General features: G+C 50.8%; 3 protein-coding genes. 1 reads left to right on the top strand and 2 read right to left on the bottom strand.

The features are described from left to right. Positions 1 to 230 precede the first annotated feature (230 nt). Together ACMYUL_RS08035 and ACMYUL_RS08030 are read right to left on the bottom strand one after the other, a co-directional pair. Entirely contained in the window at positions 231 to 14,396 is a 14,166-nt protein-coding gene (locus tag ACMYUL_RS08035) for a YadA-like family protein (protein WP_415769855.1), read from the bottom strand. Positions 14,397 to 15,054: 658 nt separating this feature from the next. After that, the gene (locus tag ACMYUL_RS08030) at positions 15,055 to 15,984 is read right to left on the bottom strand and encodes a hypothetical protein (RefSeq protein WP_415769853.1); all 930 of its coding nucleotides are present in this window, start codon (positions 15,982 to 15,984) and stop codon (positions 15,055 to 15,057) included. Positions 15,985 to 16,236: 252 nt separating this feature from the next. Here ACMYUL_RS08030 and ubiG point away from each other — a divergent pair, with 252 nt between their 5' ends. Further along, positions 16,237 to 16,956: a bifunctional 2-polyprenyl-6-hydroxyphenol methylase/3-demethylubiquinol 3-O-methyltransferase UbiG gene (gene ubiG, locus ACMYUL_RS08025; RefSeq protein WP_415769851.1), complete on the top strand. Its 720-nt coding sequence runs from the start codon at positions 16,237 to 16,239 to the stop codon at positions 16,954 to 16,956. Positions 16,957 to 17,384 lie beyond the last annotated feature (428 nt).

The following is a 17,384-nucleotide window of genomic DNA, read 5'->3' as shown; positions in this document are numbered from 1 at the left end:
ATTTCCACTTCGGTTTACCCTTGTCCAACTTTCTCCATAACGCTACCGCCCTTCTGCAAATAGTTTTTAGTTTTGCTTGATACCCGCCGTCTTATATCGACAATATACAAATCCTCTCTATTTGCAATTACTTTCTTCACGCTCCCTTCGTTCATATAAAAAAAGGTCGTCTGAAACCCTGTTTTGGATTTCAGACGACCTTTGCTTTGCTTCAGCTAAGAGCCGTTAGCTTACCACTGGTACAACGCACCTGCTCCGACACCGACGTGACCGTCTGTGTTGGCAGAGAAGTTACCTTTAACAACCCAGTTACCGCCGTCGCTCATCGCAGACACGCCGATTGCCATGGCAGATTGACCACCGTAGTAGCCACTACCTACGCCGATACCGGTCGCACCCGGACGGGTTACTTGCGGAATCGAGCCTTGTGCAATCGCACCCGCTACACCTGCGTAAGCTTTTTTGCCAACGCGTTCGATGTTGTTTTGCAGGGCGTTACCCATGCCGGCGAGCTGGTTCAGGTTGACCGCATCGGTACCTTCTTTCGCTGGAGCAACGTTGGTGATGCGTTGTCCGCCGTTGTTCAGACCAATCGGGCTGAGGCTGACGGTATTCGCCGGATTGTTAGCGGTCGGAGCAGCAATGCTGACACCTTGCGCGTTAACGGTTACGCCGCCTGCGGTCACGCTGGTTACGTCGAGTTTATCGGTAGTAGCAACGTTGTACACGGTCTGACCGCTGTTGCCGGTCGTTTGGTTAACGACGACGTTCTTACCTGCGGTAACTTCGGTTTTCGCCGCCGTCGCTTGTGTCGCTACGTTGGCAATCGCCTGGTTGGTGTAATACAACTGGCTGCCGTTGATCGCATCGGTCGAATCCGCCGATACCACACCTGCCGCCACACCTTGTACCTGACGGGTTTCGTCCGTGCCGTTGCCGACGGTGACGACGCCGGCGACTTTGTTCGCTGCGGCAGCCGAACCTGCTTTGCCTGCCACGGCTTTGTCGTTCAGACCGCCGTAGGTGTAGGCTTCGCCTTTGGCCGCATCAGCCGTGCGGATGCCTTGGGTTTGGGCGCGGTCGCCGAGGTAGACGGAGTCTTTAACCGTGGCTTTGATGTTGCTGCCCAGTGCGTAGGCGTTGTCGGCGGATACGTTGTTGTTGTTACCGATGGAGTAAGAACTGTTGCCGCTTACTACAGTCGGGTCACCGATGGCGCCGGAGTTTTTGCCGCTGACGATGTTGCCGGTACCGATGGCGATGGTGTTCTCGGCGTTGGCTTTGGCTCCTTTACCGATGGCGATGGCGTTGGTGCCTTTGGAGGCGGCTTGGAAGCCGACCGCCGTGGCGTATGCGCCGCTCGCGCTGGAGTCTTCGCTGTTGCGTGCCTGTACGTCGGGGTTCACTTCGCCGTCGTTGGTATGGAAGAACTTGATACCTTGTTCGTTCATACGGCCTACGGCTTCGATGACGTTGTTGGTCACGTACATGCCTTGGTCTTCGACGTTGTAGGTCACGAGGCTGTAACCGTTGGACTGGGCAATCTTGGTCTCGTTCGTGACGTTGGTCACGTTCGGATTATTGCTGTTGTCCACCAGGGTAATGTTTTTGATATTACCCAAGCCTGCTTTGCCGTCTGCTTCGACTGACGGTGGTGCGGTGTTGACGTTGCCGCCGTTGCTGCCGATCAGTTCGTAAACTTGGTGCAGTTGTCCGCCGTTGACGGCATCGGTGCTGCCTGCGGCGACGGTGCCTGCGGCGACACCGGTCACTTTCTTACCGCCTGCGTTGATACCGTCGGCAGTGATGTTGACATCGCCTGCTTTCAGACCGTCTTTGTCCAGCGCCACTTTGTCGCCGACGTTGACGCCGTTGTTGTTCACAACCGTATCGCCTGCTTTGACGCTGTCTACTTTCAGGTCTTTGTTGAGGCCGACCTGAATGCCGTTCGCGCCTGCGGTAGTGGTGATGTTGGCATCGCCTTTAACCGCCACGGTATCGCCCAGTTTGTTGGCTACGGTCGTACCGCTGTCGCCTGCGAAGCTGATGCCTTTGTTGTCTACCGCGTCTTTCGCCGCGACGCCTTTGGCGATGTCGGCTTTGACGGCTTTAGACAGGTCGACGGCGTAGTCGGTCACGTTGTCGGCGTCTTTGTTGCCTTTGGTCACGACGATGTTGTCGGAACCTGCGGAAACGCTCGCGCCGTCTGCGTTCACGGTGTAAACGGTTTGACCGTTCGCACCTTGTTTGCTGGTAACGCTTGCAATGTTGGTACCGGCTTCGACTTCGGTCTTGGCGGCGGCAGTCAGACGGTTCAGCTGTCCGACGTTGGCGGCATCGGTGTCTTTCACACCGGCGGCTACGTTGCTGATGACTTTGTTGCCTGCATTGATGCCGTCAGCAGTAATGTTCACATCGCCTGCTTTCAGACCGTCTTTGCCCAGCGCCACTTTGTCGCCAACTTTGACGCCGTCGTTGTTCACAACGGTATCGCCTGCGGTGAAGCTGTCGGCTTTGAGGTTAGGTGCGGTCGCCACTTTGTAAGTGGTGCTGCCGTCGGCATTTTGCTCTGGTGTGACGACGATGTTGTCGTTGCCGCTATCCACTTTGGACGTGGCTTTCGCTGCGGCTGCTTTGAGCTGTGCAACGTTCACTGCGTCGGTGTCGTCCGTACCTTTGGCTACGTTGGCAATTTTATTGCCTCCGTTGTTCAGACCGTCTTTGGTCAGGCTGACAGGTTTGCCTGCCTTGCCGTTGCCCACAGTCAGTCCGTTGTCGGTCAGGACGCTGCCGCCAACAGTTACTTTGTCGAAGGAGACGTCGTCTGAAGTCGCGACGGTGATGTGTTTACCGTTGCGGCTGACTTTGACGTTTTTGCCTTCTTTAAAGGTTACGGTGTCGCCTGCGGCAATTTTTTCAGACGAGGTTTCGTCGTTGGCGTTCAGGTTCCAGCCTTTGTCGGCAGTTTCTTTGACTGCGGCAATGGCGTCGTGGACGTTGTCTTTGCCCGTGCCGCCGATGTCGGTGGTGGTCACGTTGCCTTTGTCGTTGGCCGCGTTACCGCCGAGCAGTTTCGCCAGGTTGGCTTGGGCTGCGTTCAACTGCTCTTCGCTTGCAGCTTGACCTTTAGTGGCAAAGTCCGCACCGCCCAGGGTGGTGTTGCTCAGACCGGAAATCAGACCGGCGGTACCGTCGATCACGAGCGGTTTGTTGCCTTTGCCTGCTTTGCCGACGGTAATCTTGTCAGCCAGCGAGAAGCCGATGCCGTTTTCGTCGGCGCGGGTCAGGATGTTGCCGTCGCCTTTGACGCTCAGGCTGTCACCCAGTTTCTTCGCACCGGTCGTGCCGTTGTCGGCGGCAAAGGTCAGACCTTTGGTGTCTACCGCGTCTTTCGCCGCTACGCCTTTGGCGATGTCGGCTTTGGCTTCGTCGGTCAGGTCGAGGGCGTAATCGGTAACACCGTCGGCGTCTTTCGCACCTTCGCTGACTTTAACCGCACCGTTAGCCGCTTGGCTGAGGGTGGTCTTGTCGGCGTTAACCGTGTACTCGGTGTTGTTGCCATCCACTTTTTCGCTGACGGTCACGTTCTTACCGGCGACGACGGTGGTGGTTTTTTCAGTGGCGGCGAGTTGTTCGTTCAGCTGGGCGACGTTGACGGCGTCGGTGGCTGCCGTACCTTTGGCTACGTTGGCAATCTTGTTGCCGCCGTTGTTCAGACCGGAATTGGTCAGAGACACTTGGCTTGGCAAACCGTCCGCACCGATCTTCAGACCTTCTCCGCTCAGCACGCTGTTGCCGGAGATGAAGCTGTCGGCCAGTACGGTAGTAGCAGAAACGGTACCGAATTCAACATCGTCTTCAGTCTCAACCGTCAGATCTTTACCGCTGCGTTTCACTCGGATGTTCTTACCTTGTTTCACGGTCACAGTGTCGCCTGCAGCGATGTTTTCACTGTCGCTGTCAGCTTCATCGTTGGCTTTCAGATTCCAGCCTTTGCCTGCGGTCTCTTTCACTGCGGCAATGGCGTCGTGAACATTATCTTTGCCTGTACCACCAATATCGCTGGTCGTAACGTTGCCGTTGTTGTTGGCTGCGTTGCCGCCCAAGATGGTTGCCAAATTCACTTGGGTAGCGTCCAGTTGGGCTTCGGTCGCGGCTTTGTTCGATCCTGCCAATGGGGCGGCACCCAAGGTGGTGTTGGTCAGTCCGCTGACAATACCTTCTTTACCGTCAATCACTACCGGTTTGCCGCCGTTCGCTGCGTCTTTGCCGATGGTGACTTTCTCAGCCAAGCTGAAGTCGATCGCTTTACCTGTACCGCTTGTGGTAACGATGTTCTTGTCTTTGCTTGTATAGGTAACGGTATCGCCCAAGTTCACTTTTTCAGACGACCCGTTGTCCGCAACGATGTTCAGACCTTTGCCAACTTCTTCGCCCACTTTATCCAAAGCGTCTTGAACCGTGCCTACGGCTTCATGTTTCGTGCCGTCTGCTTTGGTTACAGTAAAGACAGGAGCGTCGATCGCGCCGGTAGTCGGGTTGATGCTGGTATTCAAAGCTTTGGCAATCGGGTTCAGCTGGCTGACGTTAACCGCGTCAGTATCTGCCGTACCTTTGGCAACTTTGGTAATCTTGTTACCGCCGTTGTTCAGACCGGCAGTAGTCAGAGACACTTGGTTCGGAGAACTGTCTGCACCGATCTTCAGGCCGTCGGTAGTCAAGACGCTGTTGCCTGCGATAACACTTTCAGCAACTACGCTGGTAGCTTCTACTGAATCAGCTTTGACATGAGCAAACTCAACGTCGTCTGAAGTCTCAACCGTCAGATCTTTACCGCTGCGTTTCACTCGGATGTTCTTACCTTGTTTCACGGTCACGGTGTCGCCTGCAGCGATTTTCTCGCTTTCGGTCTCGTCGTTGGCGTTCAGGTTCCAGCCTTTGTCAGCAGTTTCTTTAACTGCCGCAATGGCTTCGTGGACGTTGTCTTTGCCTGTACCACCGATGTTGGCAGTGGATACATTGCCGTTCTCGTTCTTGGCTTCTCCGCCCAAGATGGTTTTCAGGTTCACTTGGGTAGCATCCAGCTGCTCTTCGGTCGCAGCTTGTCCTTTGGTGGCAAAGTCTGTACCGCCCAACGTTTTGTTGGTCAATCCACTTACCGTGCCGTTCGTACCGTCCAGCACAATCGGAGTGCTGCCGGTCTTGCCCAACGTAACTTTGTCGTTCAAACCGAAATCAACTTTGCCTCCCGACAGGGTTTTGGTCTTAATGTTGCCATCGGTACCGGTGTAAGTAACGGTGTCACCTAAGTTGACTTTTTCAGTCGACCCTTCGTCAGCGGCAATCTTCAGACCTTTACCCAACTCGTCGCCCACTTTGTCCAATGCTTCTTGAACAGTATGTACAGGAGTACCTGCCGTACCGTCGGCTTGTTTGACGGTAAAGCTCGGCTGTCCGACCGTACCGTCCGCACCGATGGTCGTGTTCAATGCGGCTGCAAGCGGTTTGATTTGCTCAACATTTGCTGCGTCGGTGTCTTCCGTACCTTTGGCAACTTTGACAATCTTGTTGCCGCCGTTGCTCAAACCGTCTTTGGTCAGAGAAACAGGAGCATTTGCTGCGCCATTGGAGATGGTCAGTCCATTGCCGTCCAATACGCTGTCGCCAACAGTTACTTTGTTAAAGGCTACCTCGTCTGAAGTGGCTACAGTAATGTTCTTACCGTCGCGGGTCACTTTGATGTTTTTACCATCTTTAAAGTTAACCGTTTCACCGGCAGCAACTTTCTCTTCTGTATCGTCGTTTGCTTGCAGCTTCCAACCTTTTTCCACCGTCTCTTTCACTGACTTGATTGCGTCGTGAACCGTATTTTGGTTAGTCCCGCCGATATTGCTCATGGCGATATTGCCGTTGGTGTTTTCTGCATTACCGCCCAAGATGGTTTTTAGATTCACTTGGCTAGCATTCAGCTGTTCTTCGGTTGCAGCTTGGCCTTTGGTGGCAAAGTCCGCACCGCCCAAGGTTTTGTTGGTCAGTCCACTTACCGTGCCGTTCGTACCGTCAAGTACAATCGGAGTGCCGCCGGCTTTGCCCAACGTAACTTTGTCGTTCAAACCGAAATCAACTTTGCCTCCCTGCAGAGTTTTGGTCTTAATGTTGCCATCGGTACCGGTGTAAGTAACGGTGTCACCTAAGTTGACTTTTTCAGACGACCCTTCATCAGCGGCAATGACCAAACCTTTCTTCAACTCTTCGCCCACCTTATCCAAGGCTTCTTGAACCGTACCGACAGCGTTATTTTTCGTGCCGTCCGCTTTAGTTACGGTGAACGCGGGCGCAGCAACTTCACCCGTTGTCGGGTTGACTGTTGTGTTCAATGCGGCTGCAATCGGTTTAAGTTGCTCGACATTTACTGCGTCGGTATCCGCAGTGCCTTTAGCGATGTTGGAGGCTTTGTTGCCGCCATTGTCCAGACCGTTTTTAGTCAGGGAAACAGGAGCGTTTGCTGCGCCATTGGCAATAGTCAGTCCGTTGCCGTTCAACACGCTGTCGCCGACCGTGACTTTATTGAAAGCAACGTCGTCTGAAGTGGCTACGGTGATATTCTTACCATCGCGGGTCACGGTAATATTTTTACCTTGTTTTATGGCTACTTCATCATCAGGACTGATTTTTTCGGCCTGTGCCGAAGTTTCTTCGTTGACTTTCAGCTTCCAGCCTTTCTCAGCAGTCTCTTTCACTGACTTGATCGCGTCGTGAACCGTATTTTGGTTAGTCCCGCCGATATTGCTCATGGCGATATTGCCGTTGGTGTTTTCTGCATTACCGCCCAAGATGGTTTTCAGGTTGGCTTGGGTAGCGTCCAGTTGAGCTTCGGTTGCGGCTTTGTTTGAAGTCGCAAAGCCAGTACCGCCTAACGTAGTATTGCTCAAACCGCTCACTGTTCCCGTCGTACCATCGATGCTGACAGGTTTACCTGTGTCTTGACCGATTTTGACGGTGTCGGCAAGTTTCAGTTGTACGCCGCCGATAACAGTTTCACTGACGATGTTGCTGTCACCTTTGATGTTGACGGTGTCACCCAGCGCGTATTTGTTACTGTCGTTCGTGCCACCGATACGAATGCCTTTGGCAATATTGGCGGCGTTGGTATCGGCTTTCTGATCGACTTTGTACAGTTGCGCGCCGTTAACAGCATCAGTGCTGTCAACTGCAAGCGCACCTTCAGCAACTTTAGTGATTTTGTTACCGCCGTTGTTCAGACCGTTTTTAGTTAGGGATACGGAAGATCCTGCTGTGCCGTTGGAGATGGTCAATCCGCTACCGTTCAACTCGCTGTCGCCTGCGGTTACTTTGGGCGTATTCAACCCTGCACCTGTCAACTCGCTGCCGCCGACAGTAACTTTGTCAAAGGCCACTTCATCCAAAGTCGCTACGGTGATGTTTTTACCGTCGCGGGTTACTTTGATGTTTTTACCATCCTTGAACGTTACCGTTTCTCCAGCGGCCACTTTTTCGGCAGTATCGCTGTTGGCTTGTAGGTTCCAGCCTTTTTCAACAGTTTCTTTGACGGATTTAATCGCATCGCTGACGGTAGTCTTGCCTGTTCCGCCGATGTCAGTAACCGTTACCGTACCGTTTTGGTTGGTTGAACCTGTACCCAAAACATTTGCCAGATTGGTTTGTGCGGCATTGATCTGCTCTTCTGTTGCAGCTTGACCTTTGGCTGCAAAATCCGTACCGCCCAAGGTTTTGTTGGTCAGTCCGCTTACTGTGCCGTTCGTGCCATCGATAACAACTTTCTTACCGTCGGTTTTACCAATGGTGATTTTTTCGGCAAGGCTGAAGTCGATTTCGTTGTTCGCTACGGTCGTCACGATGTTCTTGTCTTTGCTCGTGTAGGTAACGGTCTCCCCCAGGTTGACTTTGTCTGCATCGCCTTTGTCTGCGGCAATGTTCAGACCTTTGTTCAACTCTTTACCAACCTCGGTCAATGCGTCTTGAACGGTATGTACGGTAGTACCTGCCGTACCGTCGGCATGATTGACGGTAAAGCTTGGTTTTCCGACCGTACCATCAGAGCTGACGGTCGTGTTCAATGCTTCTGCAAGCGGTTTGATTTGGCTGACGTTCACTCCGTCGGTGTCTGCCATACCTTTGGCAACTTTGGTAATCTTATTGTCGCCATTGTTCAGACCGTTTTTAGTCAGGGAGACAGAAGAACCTGCCGTGCCGTTGGAGATGGTCAATCCGTTATCCTCCAACACGCTATTACCCGCGGTTACTTTAGGCGTAACCAATCCTGCAGTCGTCAGCGTGCTGTCGCCTGCTTTCAAGGTAGTGGCAGTTACGCTGGTCACCGTAATATCGTCATTCAGCTTGACGGTAACGTTGTCGTTGTCTGCGGAAGTGGTGATGTTGCTACCGCCTTTGATGCCGACGCGCTCACCCAGTTTTTTGCTTGAGGTCGAAGTGCTGCCGTCCGCTTCGAAAGTCAGACCTTTGTCAGCCAGCTCTTTAAGCTGGGCATAATTCACAGCATCATCTTCATTTTCACCTTTGGCAACTTTGGTTATTTTGTTGCCGCCGTTGTTCAAGCCGGACTTGGTCAGGGATACGGGCGAACCTGCCGTACCGTTGGCAATGTTCAGTCCATCATTCGTCAGTACGCTATCACCCGCCTTTAAAGTATTAGCGGTTACGCTAGTCAATGTGATTTCGTCTTTCAGTTTGACTTTAATGCCGTCTGTACCTGCTTCGGTTTCAACGTTTTTGTTGTCGCCTTTAATTGCCAGCGTTTCGTCCAGTTTTTTGGTTACAGGAGAGCCGCTGTTGCCACTAAAGGTAATACCTTTGGTATCGACGATATTTTTTGCTTCCACACCCTTTTGAATCTCAGCTTTGGCGTCATCTGAAAGGTCAATTTCGTAGTTGGTGGTTTTGGTTAGATTGCCGTTTGTCGTTTCAGACGACGTTAATTTCAGCTTACCACCGTTTTTCGTGCTGACCGTGGTATTGTCAGCATGAACGGTGTAGGTCGTTTTATTACCTGCTTCCACAGCAGTAACATGGGTATTGTCGCCCTTTTCTACCGCGCTGGTTTTTTCGCTGTTGGCAACAGCCTCATTGATGGCTTGTGCAACATCAGCAGCCGTGGCGAAAGCATCGCCCGTCTTTCCAGCATTAACCGTACCACCCGTACCCGCTGTCAATGTAGATTTATTGACATTGAACGCGACGGTGCCGTTTTTGTTTTCGGCGGTCGTACCTGTGCCATTAACGAAGTTCAGCTTGGAATCAGCTTGATTCAACGTTTTAGCATCTTCGCCGTTAACTTGTACGCCAATGTTTTGCAATGCGCTGTCGGCTTTTGTCAAAGAGGCTTTGGTTTTGTCTGACAAATCCAAATTGTAGGTAGTGACATTGGTGGTTGTATTTTCAGACGACGTCAGTTTCAAACCATCTACACTACTGTCGAGCGCTACGGCTGCGCCTTTGGCGTTGACGGTGTAAACCGTATGTCCGTCAGTCGGGTTATCGGTTTTGGTTACGCTGGCAACATTCGTACCCCCTTGAACCTCGGTTTTCGCGGCTTTAACTTGTTTATAGCTTGCTGCGTCATTATCTGCCACGCCGTCGGCAATGTTGGTAACCTTGTTGCCGCCGTTGGAGAGTCCGCCTGCAGTCAGGCTCACTGGGTTGCTACCTGAGCCGATGGTTACGCCGGAGCCGTTAACGGTCGTGCCGCCAGTAGTAACACCGTCACTAAAGGCTGCGGAAGTCAGGCCGGTCAATTCTTTTGCCAGTTTGACATTCAGCGTGCCGCTGTTTTTGTCCGTAACGACGCCAATATTGTTTTCAGACAGTTTGTCTGCATTGTTTTGTCCGCCTTTAACGGCTACGGTGCTGCCTAACAAGCGGTCGATTTTTTCACCTGAATCACCTTCAAAATATAACGGCGTGCGTACAGCGCTGCTCAAAGCGGTAAGCGCACCACCTACAGTGTTGTAATTAGCTACGCTTGTTTTTGAAGGATCGCCTGAAATGACGTTGTAAGTCGGCGCAGTAATCGTGCCGTCGGGATTCACTTGCGTACCGATGGCTTCAGCAATTTTGTTCAATTGGGAAACATTGACCGCATCATTGTTTTTAGCACCGTTCTTCACATTGCCGACTGTGGTCGGAGTAGTGGTTTGCGGATCGGTCGGGTTCAATGCGGCAATGGTTACATCGCCTGTGTACGGAGTGCTGTCATCCATATGTTTGAACGATACGGTTTTCGCTCCTGTACCCGAATCTACTGTTACCTCGCGCTTCAGCAATCTACCGTCTTTATCAATATAAGAGAACGGAGCATCATTATTGACAGTTGTCAGCGTGCTGACGCGCAGGTTTGCCATTGCATCTTGCAACTGACCTAGATTAACCGCGTCGTTAACAGTATCGCCTTTGGCAACATTGGTAATCTTGTTGCCGCCCATATCCAATCCGCCCTTAGCGGTAACTTTGCCCGTGAATTCAGGCGCATCAACGGTATTGATGCTGACAGTCGCACCGCTCTGACGCAGGGAGATGTTTTTGCCCGCTTCCAGCGTAATGGTTGAACCGCTGGTAACATCTTGCAGCGAGTCATCTTGTACCGTACCGTTGGTACCATTGGTTTTCGCTGTTGTCAGTTTGAATGGCTTGTACGCATTAGTTTTCAGATCACGGATAGCCGCATCAATGGTATTTTGACCTGTACCGCCGATGTTGCTCATTGTAAATCCGCCATCTTCGCCGACTGCGGCATCTCCACCCAATACATTTTTAACAGTTTTGGCAGTATTGCCCAAAACGTTTTGTACCGCGTACAGCTGGCTGCCGTTGATGGCATCAGTAGAAGTGTTAGAGATTTCGCCCGGAGCAACGTTTTTCAGTTGACGTTCGTAGCCTGACGAACCGAAAGACACTTGGTCGCCAGAGGTAATATGGTTGCCGCCTGCAAAGCCTGAGTATTTCAGATTGTTGACAGTAGCTTCGTTGACTTCGGTTGCATTGGTTGTAGTCGTACTGCCCGCACCGATGGCCACAGAGTTGCCTTGAGTGGCTTTCGCACCCATACCGAATGCGGCAGAGGCGACGCCTTGAGCGCGCGTACCCGTACCGAAGGCGGTAGACAATTCGGCTGTCGCCTGTGATTGAGTACCAATAGCTACCGCAGCTTCACCTGAGGTCGTATGAACATAGTTACCGGTTACCATCACATCACCGGTATAGTCTTCATAAACTTCTTTAACCGTTTTACCCGTACCGTCTACAGTTTTCGCTGCAACGGTATCCCAGTCGTCCGCACCGATAGCGATAGAAGAATTGCCTTTGGCGGTTACATTGTTACCGATGGCAGTAGATTGATCGCCCCATGCATTAGAAAATGCACCGATAGCAACGGTTTGATTGTAATCAGGTTGCCCAGACTTTGGTATTTCGGTATTGTTTGCAGAAGCATTGAAACCAATCACAACAGAGCGGGAGTTCTTGGATTGAGCCTGATCACCGATAACAACGGAGCTAAATTTCAAAGCCCGTGCGTCATTACCGATAGCAACTCCCGCGGATTCAGCTGCATGACTGGATTTACCGATGGCGATGCTATTACTATAATCGGCGTTTGCACCATTACCTAAAGCAATAGCGTTTTCCAAACGGGTATGGCTGTTCAAACCAAGCGCCAAAGAAGCCGCACCGTCTGCATTGGCGGCACGTCCTAACGCAATAGAATCTTCTTTCCAAGCATTATTGCCCGAACCGATTGCAATAGCATATCTTTTATCAGCCTTCGTACCGGCACCGAATGCAATCGTGTCGGCATCATTAGCAAAAGCCCCTTTACCGATTGCCATTGCCCGATTTTGTACAGCATCAGCACCGTTACCGATAGCAACAGTATCTTCTCCTTTTGCTTTGCTTTCATTACCTACCGAAACAGCATTCAAATTCAGAGCTTGTGCCAGTCGACCCACTGCCACAGAGCCTATTGCTTGAGCATTGGCATTGAAACCGAATGCTGATGCACCTGCTTTTTGAGCTTTGGCATATGGACCAACGGCAGTAGTAGAGTTATCAGTAGCTCTTGAGCCATCACCTATGGCCACGCTCGATTTACCTGATGACTCAGTATCTTGACCGCCAGCAAACGAGTTTTGACCATAGGCATTTGCTTGCTGACCGATGGCAGTCGCGTTCTTACCGTTTGCCTTACTTAGCGAACCGACGGCAACTGAACCTTCGCCAGTAGTATCGCCATTAATAGTGGAATCAGAGCCTGCTGCCGCCTCAACAGCAGCCTTGCTACCTATCACAACCGCATTGCTCGCAGCCGCCCTGGCTTCAGGACCGGCGGCAATCGCATTTTCGCCAGTTGCGCCGTCGTTGTTGTAGTTGGCTTTTGTTTGATCTGTGCTATTTACACTATAAAAATGGGTTTGCGACGTACCGGTAAGCTTACCGTCAACAACTTTGATGGTTTTGTCGTCCACCTTAACGTCGTATTTGATTTTAGTATTGCCGTTTGCTTCGGTATCAACGGTAACGGTAGTCACATTGCCGTCGGCAAACTGTACGCTTTCGCCGGGCGTAACAATGCCTTTGTTCTCTCCTCCATTGTCTTTGACGACAAAGCCTTGGTTGACGTAAGTATTGAGATTGGTCAGCGCGCCAGCGACGTTCTTAGAGGTTGTATTGAATTTGACTGTACCATTACCTGCTGTATTCGGCGTGTCACTACCTTTGAACACATCATAAGACGGCAGCGTTACCGTACCTTGACGGTTTGTAGGATCAGTACTCACAGTCGCGCCGCCACCCAATGCATCGGCAACCGCTTTGGCGATATTGCCCGAACCTGCATGAAGCGCGTAAAGCTGGCTGCCGTTAATTGCGTCTGTAGAAGTCTCAGTAATCGCACCTGGGGCGACATGTTTAAGTTGACGTTCGTAACCTGCCGAACCGAAAGAAACTTGCGAACCCGACGTAATATGTGTCGTTCCCGCAAAACCGCCGTAAGTAATGCCATTGACTGTCGCAGTTGTCACAGCCGTTGCATCGGTATTAGTGTGCGAACCCGCACCGATGGCGACGGACTTATCCTGAGTAGCGGACGCACCCACACCGAACGCTGATGCACCCAAACCGCTAGCGATCGTACCCGGACCAAAAGCCGTAGACAAAGCACCTGTCGCCTGCGCCTTCACACCTACCGCAACCGCTGCCGTAGCAGCCGTAGTACCTTGATAACCATTGGACATATCAGAACCAGTCAATTTCTTGTACTGTGTATTTACGCTTTCTTTTGCAATATCCCAGTCATCACCGCCGATGGCGATAGACGAGTCCCCTACCGCACGGGTATTGTTACCAATGGAGGTTGATTGCTGACCCGAAGCAGTGGCATCCGGACCTATGGCAACCGCTTGGTTCTTCCCTGTCGCCTTAGCTCCCGTACCGATGGCAATACCTTGTCTAGAAGTTGCTTTAATCTCTTTATAAACAGGATCATCACTACCAATAGCGATAGAGGCTTCTCCCGTTGCCTGTGTATTTTTACCGATAGCAATCGATTTAAGAATTGATGCATTCGCGTTCGTCCCAAAAGCAACCGCATCTACGCCTGTGGCTTCCGCATTTGTACCGAAAGCAAGCGTATCATTACCAGATGCCTTCGCGCGTCGACCAATGGCGGTACTGCGAGCCCCTGAAGCCAAAGTCGCGCCACTGCCGTCATTCAATTCTGTATTTTTATCTCGCCCAAAGCGGTCACTACCGCCAATAGCAACCGCAAATTGGCCTGTAGCCTGTGTCCAACTACCAATGGCTGTTGCACCCCTTGCCTTCGCCTCGGCACGACCACCCAAAGCAGTAGTCCATTGATCTGATGCAACAGTATCCGCACCAACAGCGGTTGCCTTAGCTGCGTTTGAATTTGCACCCGTACCAATAGCAATCGCATTATTACCATCAGCATATGTAGCTGTAGTTGGATCACTACCACCAATTGCAATAGCACCCGTGTTTAAACCATTAGGCGGCGCAGCCCTTGTTCCTGCACGCGCATAGGCACCAACTGCAACAGCGCCTGTACCATTAGCATGAGCGCCATTGACAGCAGTTTCACCACCTCCACCATTTGCAACCGCAGCGGTAGGCGCAACCACTGCCCAAGCCCCTTCGGAAAATCCCAATAATGCCGCACTCAACGCCGTCAGCCTGAATAAGGTTTTCAGACGACCTTCCTCTGAGGCGCGTACATCCCCTTCAGCACCTTCGCTGCTTGATTTGACACGTCCCTTCGCCAATTCGGAAGTAACGACGAAAGAGCCGATGGTACGGTTCCATACAACTTTGAAAATCTTATTCATAACAATCTCTCTTGTTTGGATTTATTAAAAAATTTCAGATTGAATTCAAATATATACGGTCAAAACGAGACGTACTCCCCGCGCTGCCCCGCCGCCGGATCTTCTTCTTCAGGCACACGCGGATTTTATGAGGCAGGCATTCATTTATTTTGTTTATATATTATTGAAAACCAATCAAGCTGACGTTAATTGTCACTTAGATACAATTTTTAGAACATATCTATATCTTGGGAAATAGTGTTTTAAGCTAATTAACCTTACCGTTTATTTAGAAAAAGCTCCGATAATCCATAACTTTGCTTTTAAAATTAACATTTATTTACTAAACAATATAGAACTATGACCTTTATCCTGCAATTACCATGCCAAAGATGACATATCTGATTCATGCTTTCAGACTTCCATAAAGCATTTATACTAAAATGAAAAAATGCCGTAAGCGAATTTTGAAAAAAGGTCGTCTGAAAATAAACTGCAACAAGATCATGGACATCACTCTCCCTGTTATAGTGGATTAATAAGCAACAAAACCGCCATTGCGACAAAAAGGTCGTCTGAAACCTAAATTTTGGGTTTCAGACGACCTTTTTGCTTGGCGGATTTATCCGCCCGCCTTCATGCTTTTCTCTAGTAGATTAACGGCAGGAAATGCGTTGTTTTATTTCACTTTGCTGTTTTTCAATGATTTGGATGATGTCGGCGGCTGCAATGTTTCGACGGCGATGTCTTTGGGGTGCGCCGCGATAAAGGATTTGGTCGCGCGCATGATTGCCTGTATGCGCGGGTCGTTCCAGCGGACGATTTGATGGTTTTCATCGCGCTTATCTGACCAGATAATCACGCCGTCCATATATTTGCTGCTGATTTCAAGCATTTTCTGCCAGCGTTCGGCATCGATAAATTGTTTGAAATACGGGCTGTTGCTTGCGGAATAATATTGCGGCCAGAGATAGCCGATGATTTTTTTGTCGGGATAACGTTTTCGAATCTCGGCGACGGTGGTTTGGACGTCTTTTTCCCATTGCGCCAAATCGGGCGTGGTGATGTAGAACACGGGATTGGCGTAGTCGCTGATGGCTGCGCTCATTTGACGGCGTTTGCTGAACTGCCGCCATTTTGCCAATACTGCTTCGTTGTCCGCCTGAGTTTGGTAGTAGCGGATGGCGTGCAGGTGTTCGTCGGGCAAGCCGTAGTTGCTGATGTAGGCACGGGGATTTTCTTCTTTGAAAATCTGGTACATACGGGCAAAATCGGTTTTAAGTTCTTGAGGCGTGAGGATTTGTCCGTCTTTTTCGGCAAACCAGGTTTCGATGTCGGTGGAAATGGTGCGGTAGCCTTCGCGATAGGATTGGCGCGCCAATTCGCGGATGCGTTTTTCGTTCAATACGCCGTGTTTGCGCTTGCCGGCAGGATCGGGCATCACCAGCTCGGATTCGTAAATTAGGAATACTTTGGACAATTTGTCGACAGTCAGGTCGGGTTTGCCGACGTAGTCCATGCGGTCGTAAATGATAAAGTCTTTGCCTGAGGCAAGCGCGGATGCGGCGGCAAGGAAGAGTAGGGATGCGGCGCGGATAAATGGTTTCATTGGGTTTCTTTTTGATGAGGAATGGGGTGTTTGCTGCTTCGGCAATGCGTGGGCAAGTTTATATAAATTAATGGGAAAGGTCGCGGCAAACAAGGCGGATGGGGTAAAAACAAGTCAAAGGTCGTCTGAAAAGGGTAAGCGGCGTTTTCAGACGACCTTTTGGCGGCTGGCGGCGGTTTGTCTCTGTTCCATCTTGCTGCTTTGCTATAAAATCGAAACCCTCTTCAACCCAAAATCCAAATCAGGAAAATCATGATGGAAGCAGCCGGACAACACAACGTCGATGCGGACGAAATCGCTAAATTCAGCCAAATTGCGGATAAATGGTGGGATAAAAACGGCGAGTTCAAACCTCTGCACGACATCAATCCGCTGCGCTTGGGCTATATCGACTCGTTCGCACAGTTGGCAGGTAAACGCGTTTTGGATGTCGGCTGCGGCGGCGGGATTTTGTCGGAAAGCATGGCAAAACGGGGCGCGGCGCACGTTACCGGCATCGATATGGCGGAAAAATCGCTGCAAACCGCCCAAGCCCATGTCGCTGCTGAAGGCGTGGACAACATCGATTACCGCTGCATCCGCGTCGAAGACCTCGCCGCCGAACAGCCACACAGCTTCGATGTTGTAACCTGTATGGAAATGATGGAACATGTTCCCGATCCCTCCGCCATCGTCAAAGCCTGCTCGGAACTGGTAAAGCCCGATGGCATGGTGTTTTTCTCCACCATCAACCGCAATCCTAAATCTTATCTTCATCTGATTATCGGCGCGGAATATGTGTTGAACTTCGTTCCCAAGGGGACGCACGATTGGCAAAAATTCATCACGCCAGCCGAGCTGGCGCGGATGTGCAGACAAGCGGGATTGGACGTGATTGACACCAAGGGCATGACCTACAACCTCTTGACCCGCCGCTATTCTTTATGCGACTCGACGGAAGTGAATTATATGATTGCCTGCCGCCCTGCTTAAGGTTGTCTATTCCAAGCATGAGAAGAGGTCGTCTGAAAATCATGTTTAAGTACGTTTCAGACAACCCCTTTTCAATTTCTCACCAATGCAGCTTGCCCACTTCTCTTATTTCAATTTTTTGAAGCAGACTTCCCACAAATAAAGACCACCGTTACCACGCAAATGGAAATCCAGTTTTAAAACGGGAACTCACTAATATAGTGGATTAAATTTAAATCAGGACAAGGCGACGAAACCGCAGACAGTACAGATAGTACGGCAAGGCGAGGTAACGCCGTACTAGTTTAAAGTTAATCCACTATAAAACTCAAAGCTGAATCTTAACAATAGATTTTTATTCACATAAGAATAATATCAAAGGATACCACCCCCCCTCTCTTTGATTCCCTGTAAAACTATACCGTATCTCTACATTGCACAGATACAAA

Origin of the sequence: Neisseria sp. CP9 (assembly GCF_047758525.1) — a bacterium.
GTDB lineage: Bacteria > Pseudomonadota > Gammaproteobacteria > Burkholderiales > Neisseriaceae > Neisseria.
Note: the sequence above shows the minus strand (reverse complement) of the source record. Positions and strands in the feature narration are given on the sequence as shown.